20 protein-coding genes are annotated in these 23,447 nt (G+C 72.2%); 17 read left to right on the forward strand and 3 right to left on the reverse strand.

Annotated features, from left to right (window positions below; all coding sequences use genetic code 11):
- Positions 1-168: 168 nt before the first annotated feature.
- Positions 169-2,832, forward strand: a complete 2,664-nt coding sequence (clpB, locus tag ACIRQ7_RS19425) for an ATP-dependent chaperone ClpB (RefSeq protein WP_404263794.1) — start codon at positions 169-171, stop codon at positions 2,830-2,832.
- A gap of 93 nt (positions 2,833-2,925) precedes the next feature.
- Positions 2,926-3,474 (forward strand): YbjN domain-containing protein, encoded by a 549-nt coding sequence (locus ACIRQ7_RS19430; RefSeq protein ID WP_401463990.1) that lies wholly within the window; start codon positions 2,926-2,928, stop codon positions 3,472-3,474.
- A gap of 102 nt (positions 3,475-3,576) precedes the next feature.
- On the opposite strand, the gene ACIRQ7_RS19435 is transcribed toward ACIRQ7_RS19430, so the two are convergent.
- Positions 3,577-4,755, reverse strand: coding sequence for a pyridoxal phosphate-dependent aminotransferase (locus ACIRQ7_RS19435; protein ID WP_403673895.1), 1,179 nt, complete (start codon positions 4,753-4,755; stop codon positions 3,577-3,579).
- Between the two features lie 159 nt (positions 4,756-4,914).
- On the opposite strand from ACIRQ7_RS19435, the gene ACIRQ7_RS19440 reads away from it, so the two are divergent.
- The 14 genes from ACIRQ7_RS19440 (at position 4,915) to ACIRQ7_RS19505 (ending at position 20,089) form a co-directional block, all read left to right on the forward strand.
- Positions 4,915-5,202, forward strand: coding sequence for a hypothetical protein (locus ACIRQ7_RS19440; protein ID WP_404263798.1), 288 nt, complete (start codon positions 4,915-4,917; stop codon positions 5,200-5,202).
- 646 nt (positions 5,203-5,848) lie between these two features.
- A complete protein-coding gene (locus ACIRQ7_RS19445) occupies positions 5,849-6,370 on the forward strand; it encodes a DUF2617 family protein (RefSeq protein WP_404263799.1) in 522 nt (173 codons plus the stop codon).
- A gap of 117 nt (positions 6,371-6,487) precedes the next feature.
- Positions 6,488-8,383, forward strand: a complete 1,896-nt coding sequence (locus ACIRQ7_RS19450; RefSeq protein ID WP_404263801.1) for a spermidine synthase — start codon at positions 6,488-6,490, stop codon at positions 8,381-8,383.
- A 91-nt stretch (positions 8,384-8,474) separates the two neighbouring features.
- The gene (locus ACIRQ7_RS19455) at positions 8,475-9,413 is read left to right on the forward strand and encodes a carbon monoxide dehydrogenase subunit G (RefSeq protein ID WP_404263802.1); all 939 of its coding nucleotides are present in this window, start codon (positions 8,475-8,477) and stop codon (positions 9,411-9,413) included.
- Positions 9,414-9,510: 97 nt separating this feature from the next.
- The gene (locus tag ACIRQ7_RS19460; RefSeq protein WP_404263804.1) at positions 9,511-10,383 is read left to right on the forward strand and encodes an aldose 1-epimerase; all 873 of its coding nucleotides are present in this window, start codon (positions 9,511-9,513) and stop codon (positions 10,381-10,383) included.
- A 76-nt stretch (positions 10,384-10,459) separates the two neighbouring features.
- On the forward strand, positions 10,460-11,026 hold the full coding sequence (gene pyrE / locus ACIRQ7_RS19465; protein WP_403673913.1) for an orotate phosphoribosyltransferase: 567 nt from the start codon (positions 10,460-10,462) through the stop codon (positions 11,024-11,026).
- Between the two features lie 298 nt (positions 11,027-11,324).
- The gene (fbaA, locus tag ACIRQ7_RS19470; protein ID WP_401463974.1) at positions 11,325-12,347 is read left to right on the forward strand and encodes a class II fructose-bisphosphate aldolase; all 1,023 of its coding nucleotides are present in this window, start codon (positions 11,325-11,327) and stop codon (positions 12,345-12,347) included.
- A gap of 147 nt (positions 12,348-12,494) precedes the next feature.
- The gene (locus ACIRQ7_RS19475) at positions 12,495-14,108 is read left to right on the forward strand and encodes an MFS transporter (RefSeq protein WP_404263806.1); all 1,614 of its coding nucleotides are present in this window, start codon (positions 12,495-12,497) and stop codon (positions 14,106-14,108) included.
- A gap of 106 nt (positions 14,109-14,214) precedes the next feature.
- The gene (locus ACIRQ7_RS19480; RefSeq protein ID WP_404263808.1) at positions 14,215-14,628 is read left to right on the forward strand and encodes a DUF3151 domain-containing protein; all 414 of its coding nucleotides are present in this window, start codon (positions 14,215-14,217) and stop codon (positions 14,626-14,628) included.
- A 247-nt stretch (positions 14,629-14,875) separates the two neighbouring features.
- Complete coding sequence (locus tag ACIRQ7_RS19485; protein ID WP_404263810.1) at positions 14,876-15,754, forward strand: tryptophan 2,3-dioxygenase family protein; 879 nt, start codon at positions 14,876-14,878, stop codon at positions 15,752-15,754.
- The gene (kynU, locus tag ACIRQ7_RS19490; RefSeq protein ID WP_404263811.1) at positions 15,747-17,036 is read left to right on the forward strand and encodes a kynureninase; all 1,290 of its coding nucleotides are present in this window, start codon (positions 15,747-15,749) and stop codon (positions 17,034-17,036) included. Before ACIRQ7_RS19485 ends, kynU begins: the two co-directional genes overlap by 8 nt.
- Positions 17,033-17,914: an alpha/beta hydrolase family protein gene (locus ACIRQ7_RS19495; protein WP_404263813.1), complete on the forward strand. Its 882-nt coding sequence runs from the start codon at positions 17,033-17,035 to the stop codon at positions 17,912-17,914. The genes kynU and ACIRQ7_RS19495 overlap by 4 nt, the downstream gene beginning before the upstream one ends.
- Positions 17,915-18,056: 142 nt before the next feature.
- Positions 18,057-19,436: a histidine kinase gene (locus ACIRQ7_RS19500; RefSeq protein WP_404263929.1), complete on the forward strand. Its 1,380-nt coding sequence runs from the start codon at positions 18,057-18,059 to the stop codon at positions 19,434-19,436.
- Positions 19,433-20,089 (forward strand): response regulator, encoded by a 657-nt coding sequence (locus ACIRQ7_RS19505; protein WP_401463962.1) that lies wholly within the window; start codon positions 19,433-19,435, stop codon positions 20,087-20,089. The genes ACIRQ7_RS19500 and ACIRQ7_RS19505 overlap by 4 nt, the downstream gene beginning before the upstream one ends.
- Before the next feature lie 141 nt (positions 20,090-20,230).
- Here the strand turns inward: ACIRQ7_RS19505 and ACIRQ7_RS19510 are convergent, their stop codons facing one another.
- A complete protein-coding gene (locus tag ACIRQ7_RS19510; protein WP_404263815.1) occupies positions 20,231-21,871 on the reverse strand; it encodes an ABC transporter permease in 1,641 nt (546 codons plus the stop codon).
- A complete protein-coding gene (locus ACIRQ7_RS19515; protein WP_404263816.1) occupies positions 21,868-22,797 on the reverse strand; it encodes an ATP-binding cassette domain-containing protein in 930 nt (309 codons plus the stop codon). The genes ACIRQ7_RS19510 and ACIRQ7_RS19515 overlap by 4 nt, the downstream gene beginning before the upstream one ends.
- 93 nt (positions 22,798-22,890) lie before the next feature.
- Here ACIRQ7_RS19515 and ACIRQ7_RS19520 point away from each other — a divergent pair, with 93 nt between their 5' ends.
- Positions 22,891-23,445 (forward strand): GbsR/MarR family transcriptional regulator, encoded by a 555-nt coding sequence (locus ACIRQ7_RS19520; RefSeq protein WP_404263817.1) that lies wholly within the window; start codon positions 22,891-22,893, stop codon positions 23,443-23,445.
- Positions 23,446-23,447: the final 2 nt, after the last annotated feature.

The raw sequence follows: 23,447 nt of genomic DNA on the forward strand, positions 1-23,447 counted from the left end.
GCGTTCGGCTTCCCTCACCCGTAAGAAGGGCGTGATCCGTGCGTGCTGACGCTCCCGGATCAACCTTGAGTGGAATAGACTCAACTTATCGCACGTTGGTGTGAGCAGACCGGCCGCGGGGCCGGAATCACAGGACCGCAGGACGAGCACGAGGAGGAGCACGCGGACGTGGACGCCGAGCTGACCAACAAGAGCCGGGAGGCGCTGAGCGCCGCCAATGAGCGGGCGGTCACCGCCGGGCATGCGGACATGACGTCCGCGCATCTGCTGCTCGCGCTGCTGGCGGGGCAGGACAACGAGAACATCATGGATCTGCTGGCGGCCGTCGAGGCGGACGCCGCCGCGCTGCGCTCCGGTGCCGAGCGGCTGCTCGCCGCGCTGCCCAGCGTGCAGGGCTCGACCGTCGCGCCGCCGCAGCCGGACCGCGACCTGCTGGCCGTCATCGCCGATGCGGCGCAGCGCGCGAAGGAGCTCGGCGACGCGTATGTTTCCACCGAGCATCTGCTCATCGGCATCGCCGCCAAGGGCGGCCGGACCGGTGAGCTGCTGGAGCAGCAGGGCGCCTCGGCCAAGAAGCTGCTGACCGCCTTCGAGACGAGCAGGGGCGGGCAGCGAGTGACCACCGCGGATCCGGAAGGCACGTACAAGGCGCTGGAGAAGTTCGGTACGGACTTCACCGCGGCGGCCCGCGAGGGCAAGCTCGACCCGGTCATCGGCCGGGACCAGGAGATCCGCCGCGTGGTGCAGGTCCTCTCGCGCCGTACGAAGAACAACCCGGTGCTGATCGGCGAGCCGGGCGTCGGCAAGACCGCCGTCGTCGAGGGGCTGGCGCAGCGGATCATCAAGGGCGATGTGCCCGAGTCGCTGCGCAACAAGCGGCTGGTCGCGCTCGATCTGGGGGCGATGGTCGCGGGTGCGAAGTACCGCGGTGAGTTCGAGGAGCGGCTGAAGACCGTCCTCGCCGAGATCAAGTCCAGCGACGGCCAGATCATCACCTTCATCGACGAGCTGCACACCGTCGTCGGCGCGGGCGCCGGCGGCGACTCCGCGATGGACGCCGGCAACATGCTCAAGCCGATGCTGGCCCGTGGTGAGCTGCGGATGGTCGGCGCCACGACGCTCGACGAGTACCGCGAGCGGATCGAGAAGGACCCGGCGCTGGAGCGGCGCTTCCAGCAGGTGCTGGTCGCCGAGCCGAACGTCGAGGACACGGTGGCGATCCTGCGCGGCCTCAAGGGACGCTACGAGGCGCACCACAAGGTCGTGATCGCGGACTCCGCGCTGGTCGCCGCCGCCACCCTCTCCGACCGCTACATCACCTCCCGCTTCCTCCCCGACAAGGCCATCGACCTGGTCGACGAGGCGGCGTCCCGGCTCCGTATGGAGATCGACTCGTCGCCGGTGGAGATCGATGAACTCCAGCGCGCCGTCGACCGGTTGAAGATGGAGGAGCTGGCGCTCAAGAACGAGACGGACGCCGGATCGCTCCAGCGGCTGGAGAAGCTGCGCAAGGACCTCGCCGACAAGGAGGAGGAGCTGCGCGGGCTGACCGCCCGCTGGGAGAAGGAGAAGCAGGGCCTCAACCGCGTCGGTGAGCTGAAGGAGCGGCTCGACGACCTGCGGGGACAGGCCGAACGCGCGCAGCGCGACGGCGACTTCGACACCGCATCCAAGCTCCTCTACGGCGAGATCCCGGGCCTGGAGCGGGAGTTGGCCGAGGCCGCCGAGGCGGAGGCCGAGCAGGAGGCCAGCAAGGAAGCGGGCGGCTCCAAGGAGTCGATGGTCAAGGAGGAGGTCGGTCCGGACGACATCGCGGACGTGGTCGGCTCCTGGACCGGCATCCCGGCCGGCCGCCTCCTGGAGGGGGAGACGCAGAAGCTGCTGCGCATGGAGGACGAGCTGGGCAAGAGGCTGATCGGCCAGGGCGAGGCGGTGCGCGCGGTGTCGGACGCCGTGCGGCGCACCCGGGCCGGGATCTCCGACCCGGACCGTCCGACCGGCTCGTTCCTCTTCCTCGGCCCGACCGGCGTCGGCAAGACCGAGCTGGCCAAGGCGCTCGCCGACTTCCTCTTCGACGACGAGCGGGCGATGGTCCGTATCGACATGAGCGAATACGGCGAGAAGCACAGCGTCGCGCGGCTGGTCGGGGCGCCGCCCGGCTATGTCGGTTACGAGGAGGGCGGCCAGCTGACGGAGGCGGTCCGCCGCCGTCCGTACAGCGTGGTGCTGCTGGACGAGGTCGAGAAGGCCCACCACGAGGTCTTCGACGTCCTGCTCCAGGTCCTTGACGACGGCCGGCTCACGGACGGCCAGGGCCGCACGGTCGACTTCCGCAACACCATCCTCATCCTCACCTCCAACCTCGGCTCGGGTGCCCTGATGGACCCGCTGCTGAAGGAGGAGCAGAAGAAGGAGAGGGTGCTGGACACCGTCCGCGCGTCCTTCCGGCCCGAATTCCTCAACCGGCTCGACGACCTGGTGGTCTTCCACCCGCTCGGCACGGACCAGCTGCAGCGGATCGCCCGGATCCAGATCGACCACCTCCAGCGCCGGCTGGCCGACCGCCGCCTCACCCTCGACGTCACCGACCGCGCGCTGACCTGGCTCGCCTGGCTCGGCCAGCAACCGGTCATCGACGCCCCCGCCACGTCCCTGCCGGACCTGTCCTACGGCGCCCGCCCGCTGCGCCGCCTGGTCCAGACGGCGATCGGCGACCAGCTCGCCCGCGCCATCCTGTCCGGCGAGGTGCTGGACGGCGACACCGTGCAGGTCGACGTGGACACCGCCGCGGGCGGCGACCGGCTCACCGTTCAGGCGGTCCGACCCGTCTGAACGGCGCCACCTCGCGCCCCGTCCGGCCTCGGCTTGCCAGGACGGGGCCGCGATGGTGGAGGATGGTAAAGACCATACGAAGGGAAATCCACGGTGAGCATCGACCCGTCCTCGATCCCGAATTTCGGGGGCAAGCCCGAGCCCGAGTCCGACCCGCAGGAGTCGGGGCCCGAGGGCCCCGTCATCCCCGACCAGGACCTGGTCAAGCAGCTCCTGGAGCAGATGGAGCTGAAGTACGTAGTCGACGAGGAGGGTGACCTCGCCGCCCCGTGGGAGCAGTTCCGCACGTACTTCATGTTCCGCGGTGAGGAGGAGCAGCAGATCTTCTCCGTCCGTACGTTCTACGACCGCCCGCACGGCATCGACGACAAGTCGAAGCTGCTGGAGGCGATCGATGACTGGAACCGCCGGACGCTGTGGCCCAAGGCCTACACCCACACCCACGACGACGGCACCGTCCGTCTGATCGGTGAGGCATCGATGCTGATCGGCACCGGTGTCTCGCTTGAGCACTTCGTCTCCAGCACCGTCAGCTGGGTCCGTGCCTCGATCGAGTTCGACAAGTGGATCATCGAGCAGCTCGGCCTCGAAGCCGAGATCGAGGGCGACTCCGACGAGAAGCCGGGCGACGACGAGGCCTGAGACCGCCCCGGCGGTTCAGCGCCCGAAAGCGCCGCGCGAGGCCCCTGGAGCACCTTCCGTGCTCCGGGGGCCTCGCGCTGTGTGGCCGCGGGGCGGGGGCGGTCAGAGGCGCTTCAGCCGTGTCGCGGCCTCCTGCAGGATGTCGAGGCTCTTGCAGAACGCGAAGCGGACGTAGGGCGCGCCCTGGTCCTTGTGGTCGTAGAAGACGGCGTTGGGGATCGCGACGACGCCGATGCGCTCGGGGAGGGCACGGCAGAAGGCGAAGCCGTCGTCGTGGCCCAGGGGACGGATGTCGGTGGTGATGAAGTAGGTGCCGGAGGGGCGGAAGGTGGCGAAGCCCGCCGCGGTGAGGCCGGCGGCCAGGACATCGCGTTTGGCGCGCAGGTCGTCGCGCAGTCCCGCGTAGTAGCTGTCGGGGAGGGCGAGCGCCTCGGCGATGGCGTACTGGAAGGGGCCCGCGGAGACGTAGGTGAGGAACTGCTTGGCGGAGCGGACGGCGCTGATCAGGGCGGGGGCCGCGGTGACCCAGCCGACCTTCCAGCCGGTGAAGGCGAAGGTCTTGCCGGCCGAGCTGATGGTGACGGTCCGTTCGCGCATGCCGGGGAAGGACGCGAGCGGCAGGTGCTCGCCGTCGAACACCAGGTGTTCGTAGACCTCGTCGGTGATGACGAGGAGGTCGCGCTCGCAGGCGAGGCGGGCGACCTCGGCGAGTTCGTCGCGGGTCAGGACGGTGCCGGTGGGGTTGTGCGGGGTGTTGAGGAGGATGAGGCGGGTGCGGTCGGTGACGGCGTCCCGCAGTTCGTCCAGGTCGAGGGTGTAGGTGCCGGTCTCCGGGGCGGGCCGCAGGGTCACCGGGACCCGGGTGCCGCCGGCCATCGCGATGCACGCGGCGTACGAGTCGTAGTACGGCTCCAGGGCGATGACCTCGTCGCCGGGCTCCAGCAGCGCGAGCAGCGAGGCGGCGATCGCCTCGGTGGCGCCCGCGGTGACCAGGACCTCGGTGTCCGGGTCGGGGGAGAGGCCGAGGTGGCCGTAGAAGCGCTGCTGGTGGGCGGCGATGGCGGTGCGGAGTTCGGGGATGCCGGGGCCCGGCGGGTATTGATTGCCGCGGCCGTCGCGCAGGGCCCGGACCGCCGCCTCCCTCACCTCTTCGGGGCCGTCGGCATCGGGGAACCCCTGGCCGAGGTTGATCGCGCCGGTCCGTACGGCGAGTGCCGACATTTCGGCGAAGATCGTGGTGCCGAATTCGGCGAGGCGGCGGTTGAGCAGCGGTCGGTCCATGCGCGCCATCCTGCGCTGAACCTCTGGAGTTCCTCAACTGTGCTTTGAGGTCTCCGGGGCGAGGGCATCAGCCCGGCACGGAAGACAACGAGGGCGGTCAACGGGCCGCCGGACGGAGCGGATGCCTCGCTTCGGGGGAACGGAAGGAGTGTGAGGCAGATGGGGTTTGTGATCTTCCTGGTCATTTTTGTGGGTGTCATCGGCATGGTGGCCGTGGCAGCCCGCGGCGGCGGCAAGAAGAAGAGGGGCCGCGGCGGAAGCGGCGGTTACTCCGCCGCGGCCGGCGGCGGCTGGTGGGCCGGCGGTGACTCCGGTTCGGGTGGCGGCCACCACGGCGGGCACTCGTGCGGCGGGGGCTCCTCCTGCGGCGGTGGGTCCTCGTGCGGCGGTGGCTCCTCCTGCGGTGGCGGCGGTGGCGGCGGTGGTGGCTGCGGCGGCGGTGGCTGACCGGGCCGTCGTGGCCCGTGTTCCTCTCCGGGGCGCGTGCGGGCGGGAATGCGGGACCGCCGGTTCACCGAAAATACGGGGCCGAATGCCTGTGTGAATATGCACGAAATTCGCGCAGGGATTCGAGTGGGGCGGGCGCCAGGGTCTCGCCGCGATTCCGATACCCGTGCGGAAGCGCGTGCTGATGCATGTGCCGCTGGTTGTTCCGGTGCCGGTTCGGCGGTCTCGGTACGGCCCGGGTCGGGCCTTGGGCCGTACTCGCCACGGGGCCGGATGCCGGTATCCACACGGAATCCGAACGTCCGCGATCCGTCTGCTTTCCCGCCCGGACGATCCCCCGCGAGCTGCACACATGCATGCGGCCCATGGCCATTTGCATATGCGCCCGGCGATTCGTCGAATCAGGCTCAACGGCCGCCGGGCCATTGGTTGTTGAACAATTGAACTGGAGAGCCCTCTAGGGGATGGAAACCCGGCGAAGATGGGTAAAACCACTGTGGGCGATGCCCTATTCATGATTCCCTCTCCTTGAGAATCCCCCAGTTCTCGGACCCCACGTGGGCACGAGCCGGCAGGCAGTCATGAATCCCTGATCCTTCTCGGGCGGGCCGGCCCACCATCCACTGCGTGCTTGCGGAGCCGACCCATGCTCACGACCCTGAAAACGACCTACTCCGATACCCGTGCATCCGACCTTGCGTGGGCACTGGGCAGGGAACCTCTCCCCGCCCTCGCGGTCCTGGATCTTCAACTCGACGACGCTCAGGTGCAGTTGCGGCTGCTCGGGGCCTCTCACCAAGTACTTCTCGAAGAGGAGCACGGCACGTGCTCCGAAACGGTGGCCTGTATGCCCGGCAGCAGTACGCCGCTCCCCCTGGGGGTGGCGAAGCGGCTGGGCGACTGGGAGTACGAATTCGCCGCCCATGTGGAAACCCTGTCGCGCGGCTCCTTCGCGGGGCGTGCGCAGGAATTGCTCGCCCTGGTCGCTGACCATCCGCACGGCCTTGCCGGTACATTCCCCGGCTCGCCGCACGCCTTCACCGCGATGCTCGTGCAGCGTCGGGAGGGCCAGGTGAGCTGGCGGACCTGGCACGCCTACCCCCAGGAGGGGCAACTGGTGGCCACCCGTACGCGTGTTGGCGTACGTGCGGCGGCGGCGGTGGCGTAGGCGTTCCGGGCCTCTCGCGTGGTGTGCCGGTACCTCGTTCCGCTGCCGTGCGCGGGAGGCAGAGTGCACTCGTGTGGGTGACAAAGAGGCACGGAATCGTCACGTAGCGTTCAAATCATGATCGATCCGATCGACCCGATCGACCCGCCGGAGTCCGCTGTCACCAGCTCCCTCGGGCGGTCGGAGGAAATGACGCCGGCGCGGCTGCCCGTGCCGTCCGGGCTCGGCCGGTTCCTCGTCCTCGCCGTCGTCTTCGTCTGCGCCGCCTGCGGGCTGGTCTACGAACTCGAACTGGTCGCGCTGGCCACCTACTTGGTGGGCGACTCCGTCACCCAGGCGTCGGTCGTGCTGTCCGTCATGGTGTTCGCGATGGGCATCGGGGCGCTGCTCGCCAAGCGGCTGCGCTGCCGGGCGGCCGTCGGCTTCGGCGCGGTGGAAGCGGCCCTTGCGCTGGTCGGGGGCAGCTCCGCGATGGCGCTCTACGCCTGCTTCGCCTGGTTCGGCGAGTCCCGCACCGCGCTCGTCGGCTTCTCCCTGGGCATCGGGGTGCTGATCGGTGCCGAGGTGCCGCTGCTGATGACCCTGATCCAGCGGGTCCGCCGGCAGGACGCGGGCGGTGCGGTCGCCGACCTCTTCGCCGCCGACTACGTAGGAGCGCTCGTCGGCGGACTGGCGTTCCCCTTTCTGCTGCTGCCCTGCCTCGGCCAGCTGACCGGCGCGCTGGTCACCGGCGGGGTCAACGCCGTGGCGGGTGCCGCGCTGGTGCTGTGGCTGTTCCGGCACGACCTGACGCCGCGCGCCCGGTGGGCTCTGCTGGGCGTCAACGCCCTGGTGCTCGCGCTGCTCGCCGCCGGGGCGCTGCTGGTCACCCCGTTCGAGCGGGCCGCCCGGCAGGCGGTGTACGGAGCGGGCGCCCGGGTCGCCGTGCAGACCGGGGTTCAGGAGGTCGTGATGACGGGCGGCACGGGCGGCGGAGCCGGTGCGGGGCGCGGGAGGAAAGGTTCCGGCCGACCACTGGAGCTCTATCTGGACGGCCGGCTGCGGGTCAGCGCGGAGAACGAATTCCGCTACCACGAAGCGCTGGTGCACCCCGCGATGGCGAAGGGCCCGCGCGCCCGGGTGCTGGTCCTCGGAGGGGGCGACGGACTCGCGGCGCGCGAGGTGCTGCGCTACCGCTCGGTCCGTTCGGTGACCGTCGTCGAACTCGACCCGGGCGTGGTGCGGTTGGCGCGTACGGACCCGGGACTCTCGGCGCTGAACCGGCATGCGCTGAGCGACCGCCGGGTGCGGGTGGTGACGGGCGACGCCTTCGACTGGCTGCGGAAGCATGCCCGGACGCGGGCCGGCGGTCCGGGGGCCGGTGGCCGGCCCGGCGGTGGCGTGGCGTCCGGTGGCCTCCGGGCATCCGGGTCGATGCCGCTGACCGCGCCGAGGCCCGGTCCCGGCCCGGTTCTCCCGTCCGCCGTGAGCCCCTCGCGGGCACCGGCATCGCGCGGGGGCGGACCGTACGACGTGATCGTCGTCGATCTCCCCGACCCCGGGATCACCGCCAGCACCAAGCTCTACTCGCAGGAGTTCTACGGGCTCGCGGCGCGGGCGCTGGCCGACGGCGGACGGCTCGTGGTGCACGCCGGGGCGCCGGGCCCGCGGGCGCGGTCGTTCTGGACGGTGGAGGCGACCATGCGGTCGGCGGGGCTGGCGACCGCCCCGTACCGCTTCCCCGGCCGCTCCATGGCCTTCTCCGGCAGCCCCGACCGAGCGTCCGGGCCGGGCGGCCCCGACACGCCGGGAGCGCCGGGTGCCGCGGGCGGTGAGCAGGGGGCGGGCCGGGCTCATTACTGGGGATTCGTGCTGGCGGCGCGGCAGCCGCCGCGGCTGACCCTCGCACCGCACCTGCCCTCGCCGGCGGTCGTCACCCGCGATCAGCTGCGGGCCGGGGCGCGGGGCGTCGCCGCCACCCGGATCCCGGGGCTCCCGCCGTCGACCCTCATGCACCCGCGCTACCGGGAGTGACACGCGTGTCGCGGGCGCTGGGGAGGAGGGGCGCCAGAAAGTTGGGCGGGAAGGGGCACGGGTCCGGGGGCGCTGGGTAGGCTCCCATGTCATGGAGCATGAGGTGTACGTTCCGTTTCCCGTCGGGACCGTGCGGCAGGCGCTCACCGAGCCGGAGCGCGTGGCGCGCTGTGTCCCGGGAGTCCAGCTCGACGCCGACGCGGCCCCGCAGATTCCCGAGGGCCGGCTGCGACTGCGCGTCGGCAGCTCCACCATCACCTACCGCGGCACCCTGACGGTCGCCGACCGGGCCGACGCGGAGGGCGGATCCGCTGACGGGGCCGCCCCGGTGACCTTCGAGGCGCACGGCACGGAGGCGCGCGGTGAGGGATCCGTCGCACTGACGCTGACCGTACGACTCTCCCCCGCCTCCGAGCCCGGCCCCGGCACGACGCTGACCTGCACCGGCACACTGCGCAGCGGAGGCCGGCTCGCCGACGCCGACAGCCGGTCCACCGAAAACGCGGGCCGCCGGCTGCTGGACCGCTTCGCGGCGAACCTCGCGTCGGACCTGGAGACCCGTCCCGCGGAGGCGGCCGACGATGACGATTCCCCCACGGCGCCCGGCCCGTCCGGGCCCGCGGCCGCGGCCGGAGTGTTCGACGCCGAGGTGCCGCCGCCCTCGCTCGACCCGCACAGCGACGCGGATGACGTGCCGGATGCCGCAGCAGCGGCATCGGGTGCGGCCGCCGGTGACGTGGAGGACGCCGGCCGTACGGCGCATGCGGAGGGTACGGACGACAACTACCCCGACGACCCCGCCGACCTCGACGACCTCGCCGCCCCGGCCGAGGCCGCGCATGCCCGCCGCACGATGATCGGGCGCAGCGCGGAGGAGGTCGACCACGCCCCGCCGCGCGGGCGGTACGCGCCGGTGCCCGCGCCCGAGGCGAACGGCGCCTCGGCGACGCTGCGCTGGGCGGCCCCCGCCGCCGCGGTGGTGCTGGCCTCGGCCGTGGTCGTCGGCCGGGTACTGCGCCGCCGCCGCTGACCTGACCGCGGCCATCGCTCGGGTGCCACGCCCGGACGTCACCATTCGTGCCGACGCCGTCCGGCAAGGGCATCCGGGCACCGTTAGGGTCGGATCCGTGAGCACCGACAACATCGCGCAGAGCGCGTCGCAGAAGCGGTCGGACGGCGTGCGGCTGGCCGCCGGCGACGCCGAACTGACCGTCCATCCGGAGAACGGCTGCCGCATCGGCAGCCTCCGTGTCGGAGGGACGGAACTGCTGCGGCAGGGCGACAAGTACGGCTGTTTTCCGATGGTTCCGTGGTGCGGGCGGATCGCGCTCGGGCAGTTCCGCAATGGCGGTGAGCTGCACCAGATGCCGGTCAACGCCGCACCGCACGCCATCCACGGCACCGGCCGCAACCTCCGCTGGCGGACCTCGCGTTCCGGCGCGACGCATGCGGCCTTCACCTACGACCTGTCCGATGCGGCGGCCCCCTGGCCGTATCCGGGGAAGGTCACCCAGCTCGTCGAACTCGCCGAGGACGGCGGCTCGCTGACGCTCACCATGGGCGTCGAGGCGACGAGCGACTCCTTCCCCGCGCAGGCCGGCTGGCACCCCTGGTTCCTGCGGAACCTGTCGGCGGGCGAGCCGGGCGGGCAGCCGGCCGACGGCCCGGGGGTTCTGGTCGACTTCGCGCCGGAGTGGCAGGAGGAGCGCGGTGACGATCATCTGCCGACGGGGCGGCGGATCCCGCCGAAGCCCGGCCCCTGGGACGACTGCTTCGGTATGCCGCAGGGGGTGGACGTCACACTCACCTGGCCCGGACGGCTGGAGCTGAAGGTGACCAGCCGCACCGAGTGGGTGGTGGTCTACGACGAGCAGGAGGCGGCGGTCTGCGTCGAGCCGCAGTCGGGTCCGCCGAACGGTCTCAACACGCTGCCGCGCCTGGTCACGCCCATCGACCCGCTGGAGATCTCCACGACCTGGAGCTGGCGGCGCCTGTCGTAGGCCCTGGCCGGGCGACGCCCTGGGCGGCGCGGCCCGTCCGGTCCTGCTCGCCCGGACAGGATCTAAGCTCATGGCCATGACTGACGACGTCCACGAAGCAAGGCCGACAGGCACCCGCGGTGAGCTGCTGCAGCAGATCAAGAGCAAGGCCGTGGTGCACGGCAAGGTGACGCTTTCCTCCGGCAAGGAGGCCGATTACTACATCGACCTGCGCCGGATCACGCTGGACGGCGAGGCGTCGCCGCTGGTCGGCCAGCTGATGCTGGACATCACCGCTGACCTGGACTACGACGCGGTCGGCGGGCTGACCCTGGGCGCCGACCCGGTCGCGACGTCGATGCTGCACGCCTCCGCGGCGCGCGGCCGGCGACTGGACGCCTTCGTGGTCCGCAAGGCGCAGAAGGCGCACGGTATGCAGCGCCGTATCGAGGGCCCGGACATCAAGGGCCGCCGGGTCCTGGTGGTCGAGGACACCTCCACCACCGGCGGTTCGCCGCTGACAGCGGTGGAGGCGGCGCGTGAGGCGGGCGCGGAGGTCGTCGCGGTCGCCACGATCGTCGACCGGGGGGCCGCTTCGGCCATCGCCGAGGCCGGACTGCCCTACATCACGGGATACCAGCTGGGCGACCTCGGCCTCGGCTGAGACCCGCCGGAAACGGTCGGGATCTGTCGGGAGCGGGCCCCGCACAGTGGCGTGGGCGGCGCGGTGAGGGAACGGCGGCCACATCGTGACGTCACGGGCGCGGCGCCGATGGCACCTTCCTGACCAGCGGCTTTGGCGAAGGGAGGTCGGTTTCACGTGAAACCGACCTCCCTTCGCCGTCGGCCGCCGCCCGGGGGATGTGGAGCAAACCGGCGAGTCTGGGAAGATGGCCCCGGCGAAGCCGTCGCCCCCTGGTCAGGGCCATGAACGCACACCCGCACACACAAGGAGCGGACAGATGCCCATCGCAACTCCCGAGGTCTACAACGAGATGCTGGACCGGGCGAAGGCAGGCAAGTTCGCCTACCCGGCCATCAACGTGACCTCGACGCAGACCCTGCACGCAGCGCTGCGTGGTTTCGCCGAGGCCGAGAGCGACGGCATCATCCAGATCTCCACCGGTGGTGCGGAGTTCCTGGGCGGTCAGTACAACAAGGACATGGTGACCGGCGCCGTCGCGCTCGCCGAGTTCGCGCATGTCGTGGCCGCCAAGTACGACGTCACCGTCGCGCTGCACACCGACCACTGCCCCAAGGACAAGCTCGACGGGTACGTCCGCCCGCTGATCGACATCTCCGCGGAGCGTGTGGCCAAGGGCCTCAACCCGCTCTTCCAGTCCCACATGTGGGACGGCTCGGCCGAGACCCTCGCGGACAACCTCTCCATCGGCCAGGAGCTGCTCGCCAAGGCCGCCGCCGCCAAGATCATCCTTGAGGTCGAGATCACCCCGACCGGTGGCGAGGAGGACGGCGTCACCCACGAGATCAACGACGAGCTCTACACCACGGTCGACGACGCGCTGCGCACCGCCGAGGCGCTGGGCCTGGGCGAGAAGGGCCGCTACCTGCTTGCCGCCTCCTTCGGCAACGTGCACGGCGTCTACAAGCCGGGCAACGTCGTGCTCCGTCCCGAGCTGCTGAAGGACCTCCAGGAGGGCGTCAGCGCCAAGTACGGCAAGGCGTCCCCGTTCGACTTCGTCTTCCACGGCGGCTCCGGCTCCTCCGAGCAGGAGATCGCCACCGCGCTGGAGAACGGCGTGGTCAAGATGAACCTGGACACCGACACCCAGTACGCCTTCACCCGCCCGGTCGCGGACCACATGTTCCGTAACTACGACGGTGTGCTGAAGGTCGACGGCGAGGTCGGCTCCAAGAAGACCTACGACCCGCGCACCTGGGGCAAGGCCGCCGAGGCCGGTATGGCCAAGCGCGTGACCGAGGCCTGCGCGAACCTGCGCTCCACGGGCACCAAGATCAAGTAAGCGGCGCCACCCCACGGCTTTCGCAGGCCCCGCACCACGGCAGAGATGCCGGGGTGCGGGGCCCTTCGCATGCCTGGCGGCCGCCGGGCGCCCGGAACGGACGGCACAGGGCGGGCGCGCGCGTCCGGATGCGGGCATGCTCACCGTATGAGTGATCCGAGCCTGCCCGGTGGGGTCCGCATGGCGTCACCCCAAGGCCGCTGGGTGCTGCTGACCGCCGTGCTGGGTTCGGGCATGGCGATGCTCGACAGCACCGTCGTCAATGTCGCGCTGCCCCGGATCGGCGAGGACCTGAACGCGGACCTGGCGGTCCTCCAGTGGACGGTGTCCGCCTACATGCTCACTCTCGCCTCGCTGATTCTGCTGGGCGGGGCGCTGGGTGACCGCTACGGGCGGCGGCGGGTGTTCGTCATCGGGGTGGTGTGGTTCGCCGCGGCCTCGCTGCTGTGCGGGCTCGCACCGAACGCCGGGGTGCTGATCGGGGCCCGTGGGCTGCAGGGCGTCGGCGGGGCGCTGCTCACGCCGGGTTCGCTGGCGCTGATCCAGGCGGTCTTCCACCCGCAGGACCGGGCGCGGGCGGTCGGTGCCTGGTCGGGGCTGGGCGGGGTGGCGGCGGCCATCGGCCCGTTCATCGGCGGCTGGCTGGTGGACGGGCCTGGCTGGCGCTGGGTGTTCTTCCTGAACGTGCCGGTGGCGGCGGTCTGTGTACCGGTCGCGCTGCGGCACGTACCGGAGACCAAGGAGCGGGATGCTTCCGCGCACCGCGGCTTCGATGTGGCGGGCGCGCTGCTGGGGGCGCTGGCGCTGGCCGGGGTGACCTATGCGCTGATCTCGGCACCGGAGAACGGCCTGGGGCCGGGGGTGGTCGTCCCCGCGGTGGCCGGGCTGCTGCTCGGCGTGGCCTTCGTGCAGGTGGAGCGGCGGCGGGCGGATCCCATGCTGCCGCCGGCGATCTTCGCCATCCGGCAGTTCACCGCCGTGAACGCCGTGACGGTGTGCGTCTACGCCGCGTTCGGCGGCTTCTTCTTCCTGGCCGTGCTCCAGTTGCAGGTGGTGGCGGGCTATTCGGCGCTGGCGGCCGGCACGGCGCTGCTGCCGACCACAGTGCTGATGCTGCTGCTGTCCGCCCGTTCCGGGGAGCTGGGCCAGCGCATCGGGCCGCGGATTCCGCTCACCGTCGGCCCGGTGCTGTGCGCCGCCGGGATGCTGATGATGCTGCGGGTCGGCGTGCACGCGTCCTATGTGACCGAGGTGCTGCCCGCGCTGCTGGTGCTGGGCATCGGGATGGTGACGCTGGTGGCGCCGCTCACCGCGACCGTGCTGGCGTCGGTGGACGTGGACCGGGCGGGTCTGGCCAGCGGCATCAACAACGCGGCCGCACGGGCCGCGGGCCTGGTCGCGGTGGCGGCGTTGCCGCTGCTGGCGGGCATGGGGCCCGAGGCGTACCGCTCGGCCGACGAGTTCGCGGCGACCTTCCGGCGCGCCATGCCGCTGTGCGCGGGTGTGCTGCTGGTGGGTGCCCTGATCGCGTTGCTGACCGTCCGCACGAATGTCCTCCGTGGCGCGGAGGAGGAAGCGGGAGCGGGCGTGGGAGCAGGGGTGGGAGCGGGCACGGGAGCGGTTGCCGGCGCCGGGCCCTCCACCGGTCCTGAGGGGGTCTGCCACCCGGAGTGCACCTACCACTGCGGGGTGAGTGCCCCGCCGCTGGACCCGGGCGTCGTGCGGGCCCCGGAGCGGGGACAGGCGGCCGAGGGACGGTAGTGGCCGCTCCGGCATCGGGCCAGGTGGGCAGGGCGCGGCGGCCCGGTGGACGGCCCGGTGGGCGGGTGGGCGGCGACCCGCCGCCGGGACCAGGCAGACTTGGAGCATGGCCATTCACGAGAACCTTCTCGGGGGACCGCCCCCGACCCACCTGCCCGACGACCCGGAGCCCCGCGAGCTGCTCGCCGCGGGCACCGCGCCGTCCGATGTCGCAGCGAAGTACCCGACCTCCTCCCTGGCCTGGGCGCAGCTCGCCGACGACGCGTTCGAGAACGGCCGGACCGTCGAGTCCTACGCCTACGCCCGCACCGGCTACCACCGCGGCTTGGACGCGCTGCGCCGCGCGGGCTGGAAGGGCCACGGCCCGGTGCCGTTCGAGCACGAGCCCAACCGCGGCTTCCTGCGTGCGCTGCACGCCCTCGCCCGAGCCGCGCAGTCGATCGGCGAGCAGGAGGAGTACGAGCGCTGCGCGACGTTCCTGCGCGACTCGTCCCCGACCGCGGCGGACACCCTGTCCTGACCTGGGACGATTCCGCGTCCTGACCGGGGCGGGCGCTCCGCCCCGAGCGGGGCGCGGACGCCGCCTCGGGGGACGCACGGCAGCGCAAGGGCCGACCGCATGATCGCGGTCGGCCCTTGCGCGCTCCGGGCGGAGCACGGATGATTTCAGTGGGCCGGGTCATCCCGCGCCCGAGGGGACCGGGGCTCCCGAGCCGACAAGGAAGGGGCGGACCGCTACCCGGTATTTCGCACCTGAGGAGTCCCTCATGTCGCAGCCTTCTCCTGCACACGGCGCGCGGTCCGCGCAGCTGGCGGCCGATCCGGCCCCGCCGTTCGCCCCCGATCTGAGCATCGGCGCCGCCACCACGACCCCGTACGAGGACTACGTCCAGGCGGGCGTCCTCACCCACCTCCAGCACCCGCTCTCCGACGACCCCGGCGAGATGGTCTTCCTGGTCACCACCCAGGTCATGGAGCTGTGGTTCACCGTCATCGTCCATGAGTGGCAGACCGCCGCCGAGGCGCTGCGCCGGGACGACCTGACGGTGGCGATGGACGCGCTCAAGCGCTCGACCTACGAGCTGGAGGCGCTGAATTCCGCCTGGAAGCCGCTGGCCCGGCTGACCCCTTCGCAGTTCAACGCCTACCGCAGCGCGCTCGGCGAGGGCTCCGGATTCCAGTCCGCGATGTACCGCAGGATGGAGTTCCTGCTCGGTGAGAAGTCGGCCTCGATGCTGGTGCCGCACCGCGGCGCGCCCCGGGAGCACGCGGAGCTGGAGAAGGCCCTCCAGGAGCCGAGCCTGTGGGACGAGGTGCTGCGGCTGCTGGCCCGCCGCGGATACGCCATACCCGCCGCGGTGCTCCGGCGCGATCCGTCCCTGCGCCATGAGCCGGACCCGGCCGTCGAGGCGGTCTGGGCGGAGATCTACGCCGGGTCGCAGGAATCCGAACTCGTCCGGCTCGGCGAGGCGTTGACCGATGTCGGCGAGCTGGTCTGGCGGTGGCGCAACGACCATCTGGTGGCGACCCGTCGGGCGATGGGAGCAAAAATGGGTACCGGCGGTTCCGCGGGGGTGGCCTGGCTGGAGAAGCGGGCCCGTAAGAATGTCTTCCCCGAGCTGTGGACGGCGCGCAGCCATGTCTGAGAGCCCCGAGGACCCCGGGTCCGTCCGGCCCGCGCAGGCGTCCGCCGCCGCAGAGGACCGTGAACACGCCCTGCACGCACGCGAATTGGATGCCGCCGACCCGCTCGCCGCGATCCGTGACCGCTTCACCCTCGACGACACCGTCTATCTGGACGGCAACTCCCTGGGCGCGCTGCCCCGGGCGGTGCCGGACCGGCTCGCCGAGGTCGTCGCCCGTGAGTGGGGGGAGCTGCGGATCCGCTCCTGGAGCGAATCCGGCTGGTGGGCCGCGCCGGAGCGGATCGGCGACCGGATCGCGCCGCTCGTCGGGGCTGCCCCGGGCCGGATCGTGGTCGGCGACTCCACCAGCGTCAATGTCTTCAAGGCCGTCGTCGGCGGCGTACGGATGGCCGGCAAGGGCTGCACGGAGATCCTCGTCGACGCGACGACGTTCCCGACGGACGGCTATATCGCCAGGTCGGCGGCCCGGATGACGGGCCTCGCGGTGCGGCCCGTCGAACCCGCGCGGATCGCCGACGAGGTCACCGAGCGGACCGCGCTCGCGCTGGTCAACCACGTCGACTACCGCACCGGGCGCCTCAACGACCTGCCCGGCATCACCGCCGCACTGCACTCCGCCGGCGCGCTCGCCGTCTGGGACCTGTGCCACAGCGCCGGCGCGCTGCCGGTCGGCCTGGATGCCCACGGCGTCGACCTCGCCGTCGGCTGCACCTACAAGTACCTCAACGGCGGCCCGGGTTCGCCCGCGTATCTCTATGTGCGCGAGAGCCTCCAGGAGCGGTTCGACTCACCGCTGCCCGGCTGGAATTCGCACGCCGAACCGTTCGCCATGGACCCCGGCTACGCCCCGGCCGAGGGCATCGTGCGCGGCCGGGTCGGCACCCCCGACATCCTGTCGCTGCTCGCGCTGGAGGCCGCGCTGGACGCGTGGGACGGGGTCTCCATCGAGGCGGTACGCACCAAGAGTCTCGCCCTGACCGACTACTTCCTGGACTGCGTGAACGCGTACGCGCCGCCCGGCCGGGTCCGTTCGGTCACCCCCTACGACCACAGCCGGCGCGGCAGCCAGGTGTCGCTGGAGTCGGCGCGGGCCGGTGAGGTGATGACGGAGCTGATCCGGCGCGGTGTCGTCGGCGACTTCCGCGAACCGGACGTTCTGCGCTTCGGCTTCACCCCGCTCTACACCTCGTTCGCGGAGGCGGAACGTGCGGCGTGGGTGCTCGGCGAGGTGCTGCGGGCCCTGCCCGAGGAGGAGCCGGAGGCGGCGGGAACCGCGGGGTGAGCACACCGGACGAGGAGTCGGCGCTGCTGGGGCTCGCCCCGGTGGCGCCGGACCGGACAGTGGCCTACGGCCCGCATCCGGACCAGATCGTGGACCTGTACGCGGCGCGGGCAGGGGCGGAGCCGGACGCCGGGGCGTGGCCGGGCGCGGCGCACGGTCCGCTGGTCGTCCTGCTGCACGGCGGGTTCTGGCGTGCCGCCTATGACCGCCGCCATCTCTCGCCGCTCGCCGCCGCGCTCGCCGGCCACGGACTGCCGGTCGCCCTCGCCGAATACCGCAGGGTCGGCGCCGGCGGCGGCGCTCCCCGGACGTTCGACGACGTGACGGCGGCGATCCGGGCGGCGACGCAGGCGACCCGGGCCGCGGCCGGCGGGACCGATGCCGAGAGGCGGGCCGGGGCCGGTGGCACGGCGGCCGCGGCGGACGGTACGGCGGCCGGGCGCGGGACCGTCCTCGTCGGGCATTCCGCCGGCGGCCATCTCGCGCTGCTCGCCGCAGCCCGGCCCGGCACCCCGGTGACCCGGGTCATCGCCGTCTCGCCGGTCGCCGACCTCGCCCGCGCCCACGAGCTGGGCCTGAGCGACGACGCGGTCGGCGCGCTGTGCGGCGGCGGGCCGGGCCTCGCGGACCGGATCGCCGCGGCCGACCCGCTGCGCCATCCGCCGCCCCGGGACCTGCCCGTCACGCTGCTGCACGGCACCGCGGACCCGGACGTCCCGCCGGAGATCTCCCGCCGCTACGCCGCCGCCCACCCGGCCGGCACGACACTGCGCGAGCTGCCCGCCGTCGGCCACTACGCCGCCGTGACCCCCGGCACGCCGTCCTTCCGCACGCTGCTCGGCGAGCTCCTCGACGGCCGGGGGGCCGACGGGGCGTGAGCCGGCGGCCGGCGGCCGGTGCGGTCGGCGCGCCATCGGTGTGACCTGCGCGGGAGCGGGGGCCAGGCGCGTAGTCCTCAAGAGGGACGCCGACAGATCCCCACTGGTGTGGACGCCCGGGGCGCCGTCACTGCTTACCTTGGTGAGCGTGAAAGAGACGACCCAGACGCAGAGCACCCTGCGCTCAGAGGCCCGGATAGCCCGTGGCGCGTTGCACCGACTGCGCCAGGACCTGTTCGTCGATGCCTTCGCCTTCCGCCCGCTGCCGCCGCTGGAGGACGCCAAGGTCGCCCGGTGGGTGCCCTGGCTGCCCGAACGCATCCGGCGCTGGGTGCGCTGGCTGCCGCACTACGCCGTCGGGTTCTTCAGCGTCTGCGTCTTCCTGGGGTCGCTGTCCCTGACGGACTCCCTCGCGCCGCCGCGTGCCGTCCTCGTCACCGCGTTCTGCCTGCTGGTCGCGGCCCCGCCGATGGTCTCCCTCTTCCGCCCGATCGGTGCGTTCTGGCTGTCGCTGTTCGCGTTCGGGGTGTCGATGGTCGCCGGCTCGGTGCTCTCCGACTACGGCGGCGGTGTCTGGACGGGTGCCGGTTTCGCCACTCACCTCGCCGTGATGACCCTGGTCGTGCTGCGCACCCGGCCGCGGCTGGCCGTCGAGATGTGGCTGGTCACCTTCGGGTCGGGGGCTGTGCTGTCCGCCCTGGCCGGCGAGTGGGCGACCTCCGACCTGCCACCGGTGGCGTTCTTCGCGGGCGTCGTGCTGGTCTCCGCCGCCGCGGTGCGGGCCTGGCGCGAGGAGCGCCGGCAGGTCGTCGAGACACGGACGGCCACCGCCGAGGAACGCTCCCGGCGCACGCTGCTGGAGGAGCGCGCCACCATCGCCCGCGAGCTGCACGACGTGGTCGCGCACCACATGTCCGTCATCGCGATCCAGGCGGAGGCCGCCCCGTACCGCGTCGAGAACACCCCGCCCGAGCTGGCGACGTCCTTCTCGACGATCCGGGAGAACGCGGTCGCCGCGCTCACCGAACTGCGCCGCATCCTGGGCGTGGTCCGCTCCGAGGACCCGGACGCCTTTGTGGAGAGCGACCCGGAGGCGCCGCAGCCGACGCTCGCCAACCTGGAGTCGCTGCTCGGCAGCGTGCGGAGTGCGGGGCTGGAGGTCGAGGCGGTGGTGACCGGCGCGGCCCGGCCGCTGCCGCAGGGCGTCGAGCTCTCCGCGTACCGGATCGTGCAGGAGGCGCTGAGCAACGCGCTGCGGCATTCGCCGGGCGCCGATGCCCGGGTCGAGATCTCGTACGTCCTGGGCGGTATCGGGCTGCGGATCGTCAACGGCGTGCCGAGCCGGCTCGCCAAACCGTCCCCGGGCGCCGGGCACGGCGTGCTGGGCATGCGGGAGCGGGTACAAATGCTGGGCGGCGAGATGACGGCCGACCACACCGAGGAAGGCGGCTTCGAGGTCGCGGCGTTCATCCCGGTGGCCAACACGGCGGGGGAGACCGCGCCAGGGGGAGTGACCGCATGATCCGGGTACTGATCGTCGACGACCAGGTCATGGTCCGGGAGGGCTTCTCCGTCCTGCTGAACGCCATGCCGGACATCGAGGTCGTCGGGGAGGCCGTCGACGGCGCGCAGGCGGTGCGGAAGGTCGCGCTGCTCAAGCCCGATGTCGTCCTGATGGACATCCGGATGCCGGTGATGAACGGCCTGGAGGCCACCCGCGAGATCGTCGCCGCCGACGCGGACGCGAAGGTCTTGGTGCTGACCACCTTCGACCTGGACGAGTACGTCTACCAGGCGCTCCGCTCCGGGGCCAGCGGCTTCCTGCTCAAGGACGCGTCGGCCGGCCAGCTCGCCGAGGGCGTCCGCATCGTCGCCTCCGGAGAGGCCCTGCTGGCCCCCACCGTCACCAAGCGCCTGATTTCCGAGTTCTCCCGTCTGGGCACCCCGCGGGCGCCCGCCCAGGAACGCATCGGGGACCTGACGGAGCGGGAGACGGAGGTGCTGGTGCTGGTGGCGCAGGGGTTGTCGAACGGTGAGATCGCCGAGCATCTGGTCGTCGCCGAATCGACGGTGAAGACGCATGTCAGCCGGATCCTGGTGAAGCTGGGCCTGCGCGACCGCACCCAGGCGGCGGTGTTCGCGTACGAGGCGCGGCTGGTGACACCGGGGGGCTGAGGGGCTGAGAGGGAAGGCGCCCACCTTTGTCCACAGGGTGTGGACAAAGGTGGGCGAGAGATGAGTGCGCCGCCGGAGTCCGCTACAGCTCCGGCGGCGCACGGGTGCGGGGGCGGGCCACGGCCGGGCCCGCCCGTGGCGTCAGCCGATGTCGCGGCGGCGCAGGCCCGCGAGGCCCGCGGCCAGGAACACCGCTGCCAGGACGAGCAGCCAGACGAACGGGGCCGCGGTCACCTCGGCGCCGGGGAGCTTGGGCAGGTGGCTGTAGGGCGAGAGGTCCATGGCCCACTGCGGGAACTTCAGGACCGGGCCCAGCCAGCCGATGGCGAGCACGCCGCCGATGAGGCCCCAGACTGCGGCCGTCGCCTTCGGGAGCAGGCCGAACACGAGCACCGCCAGGCCGGTCAGGGCCCATACGGCGGGGAGTTGGGCGAGGGCGGCGCCCAGGACCGGGCCGATGCCGCCGGCGATGTCGTCGGTGGTGAGGCCGTAGCTGACGCCCAGGGCCAGGCCGCCGGCGGTCAGGATGACGGCGCTGCCGAGATAGGCGGCGACCAGATGGCTGACGGCCCAGCGGACGCGGCCGACGGCCCCGGCCAGCACCGGCTCGGCGCGGTCGTCGGTCTCCTCGGAGCGCAGGCGGAGCACCGAGCCCGCGGCGAAGAGCGCCGCGATCATGCCGAGCATGCCGACCATCGTGGCCAGGAAGGCGTCGGTCAGGCCCTGTTGGCCGCCCATCCGCTCGAAGATCTCGCGGGTTCGGGCGTTGTCCCCGACCATGTCCGAGGCGCCCTGGGCGATCCCGCCGAAGATCCCGCCGGCGCAGAGGTAGCCGATCGTCCAGCCCAGCAGGGTGGTGCGCTGGAGGCGCCAGGCCAGGCCGAAGGGGCCGTTGAGCGAGCGGGGCGCGCGGGCCGGTCCCGGCCGGGCCGGCAGGAAGCTCATTCCGAGGTCGCGGCGGGCGGTGAGGACGTAGGCCGCGGAGACGGTGAGCGCCGCCGCCCCCAGGAAGAGCAGGGTGATCCACCAGCGCTCCCCGGCGTACGGGCGGAGGTTCTCGGCCCAGCCGATGGGCGAGATCCAGGTCAGCGGCGAGGTCGCGTCGGAGGTGGCGGCGTCGCCCGCGGCGCGCAGGGCGAAGGCGAGGCCGAGCACGGCGCCCGTCAGCCCCTTGGCGAGCCGCGCGCTTTCGGTGAGCTGGGCGGCGATGGCGGCCAGGCCGGCGAAGAGCACACCGGCGGCGCCGACGGCGACGCCCAGCGCGAGTGAACCGGCCGCCGGCCGACCGGACTTGATGAGTCCGCCGGCCATCACCAGGGCGAGCGCGGCATTGGCGATCAGGGCGGTCAGCAGCGCCGCGGTGAGCGGGGCGCGGCGGCCGACCATGGCGGCCGAGAGGAGCTCCTGACGGCCGGTCTCCTCTTCCTCGCGGGTGTGCCGGACGACGATCAGCAGGCTCATCACGGCGGCGAGGACGGCGCCGAAGCCGGCCATCCGCCAGGCGATCAGGCCCCCGATGGAGTCGCCGAACACCGGGCCGTACAGGGCGCGCAGCGAGGCGTTGGCGTTCATCGAGGCGGCCAGTGCGCCGCGTTCGGCGGGGGTGTCGTAGAGGGTCTCGAAGGACGAGCCCATACCGGCCACGGTCAGGCCGAGGACCAGCACCCAGGCCGGGATCATCAGCCGGTCGCGGCGCAGGGCGAGGCGCAACAGGGCGCCGGTGCCCGCCAGATGGCGGGAGCCGCCGGCGGCGGCGAGGGGGGCTGCGGCCACGGCGGTCATCGCGCGATCGCCTCTTCGGTGCGGACGTCGTCCTGGTAGTGGCGGAGGAAGAGCTCCTCCAGGGTGGGCGGGGTGCTGGTGAGGCTGCGGACCCCGGATTCGCTGAGCGAGCGCAGCACGGCGTCGAGCTTGTCGGTCTCGACCTGGAGCTTGACGCGCAGGCCCTGGATGTCCACGTCATGGACGCCGGGGAGGCGGGCCAGGCCGTTGGGCGGGCCGGCGAGTTCGGCGATGACGGAGGTGCGGGTGAGGTGCCGCAGCTCGCCGAGCGAGCCGGACTCGACGGTCTGCCCCTTGCGGATGATGCTGACGCGGTCGCAGAGCGCCTCGACCTCGGACAGGACGTGGCTGGAGAGCAGGACCGTACGGCCGCGGTCGCGCTCCTCGGCGACGCAGGTCTGGAAGACCTCCTCCATCAGCGGGTCGAGTCCGGAGGTCGGCTCGTCGAGAATCAGCAGCTCGACATCGGAGGCGAAGGCGGCCACCAGGGCGACCTTCTGGCGGTTGCCCTTGGAGTACGTGCGCCCCTTTTTGGTGGGGTCGAGTTCGAACCGCTCCAGGAGGTCGGCCCGCCGGGCGGTGTCCAGCCCTCCGCGCAGCCGGCCGTAGAGGTCGATGACCTCGCCGCCGGAGAGGTTGCGCCACAGGGTGACGTCCCCGGGGACGTAGGCGACGCGGCGGTGGAGGGTGACCGCGTCGCTCCAGGGGTCCTTGCCCAGGAGCCGGGTGGCGCCGCTGTCGGCGCGCAGCAGGCCCAGCAGGACCCGGATCGTGGTGGACTTCCCGGCGCCGTTGGGCCCGAGGAAGCCGTGGACCTCTCCGGCTTCGACCCGGAGGTCGAGGCCGTCCAGCGCATGGGTCCGGCCGAAGGACTTGTGGAGGCCGGACACCGCGATCGCGGGAGCGGGAGTGATTGCCGTCGTCATGATTTCGAAGATACGCTGACTTCACAAATTTGTGAAGTTAAGAAAGCGTATAAACTTGACCGAGTGGTTCTGATCAGGGGAGATGATGCGGATATGAGCGCGCAAGGACAGCAGGGCAAGGACGCGGGCACGGACAAGCGGGACGAAACGCGCGACGGCGAGGCGATCGCCACGTTCGTCGAACGCTTCGCCTCGCAAATGGTCGACGCCGGCATGCAGCGGATGTCCGCCCGTGTCTTCGCCTGTCTGCTGGCCTCCGACACCGGCGTGCTGACCTCCGCCGAGCTCGGCGAGCGCCTCCAGGTCAGCCCCGCCGCCGTCTCCGGGGCGATCCGCTATCTCTCCCAGGTCGACATGGTCAGCCGGGAGCGCGAGCCGGGCTCCCGGCGCGACCGCTACCGCGTGCACACCGATCAGTGGTACGAGGCCCTGGCCAGCAGGAACAGCGTTCTCAACCGCTGGGAGGCGACCCTGCGCGAGGGCGTCGAAAGCCTCGGTGAGGGCTCTCCTGCGGCCGCCCGGATGTCCGAGACCCTCGCCTTCTTCGCCTTCCTGCAAGGAGAACTGGGCGGCCTGCTGGAACGCTGGCGCGAGCACCGCGACGAGCTGCGCAGCGAGGGCGTGCTGCAGGGTCCCGCCACGCGCTGATC

The organism is Streptomyces sp. NPDC101393, from assembly GCF_044767385.1.
Lineage (GTDB): Bacteria > Actinomycetota > Actinomycetes > Streptomycetales > Streptomycetaceae > Streptomyces.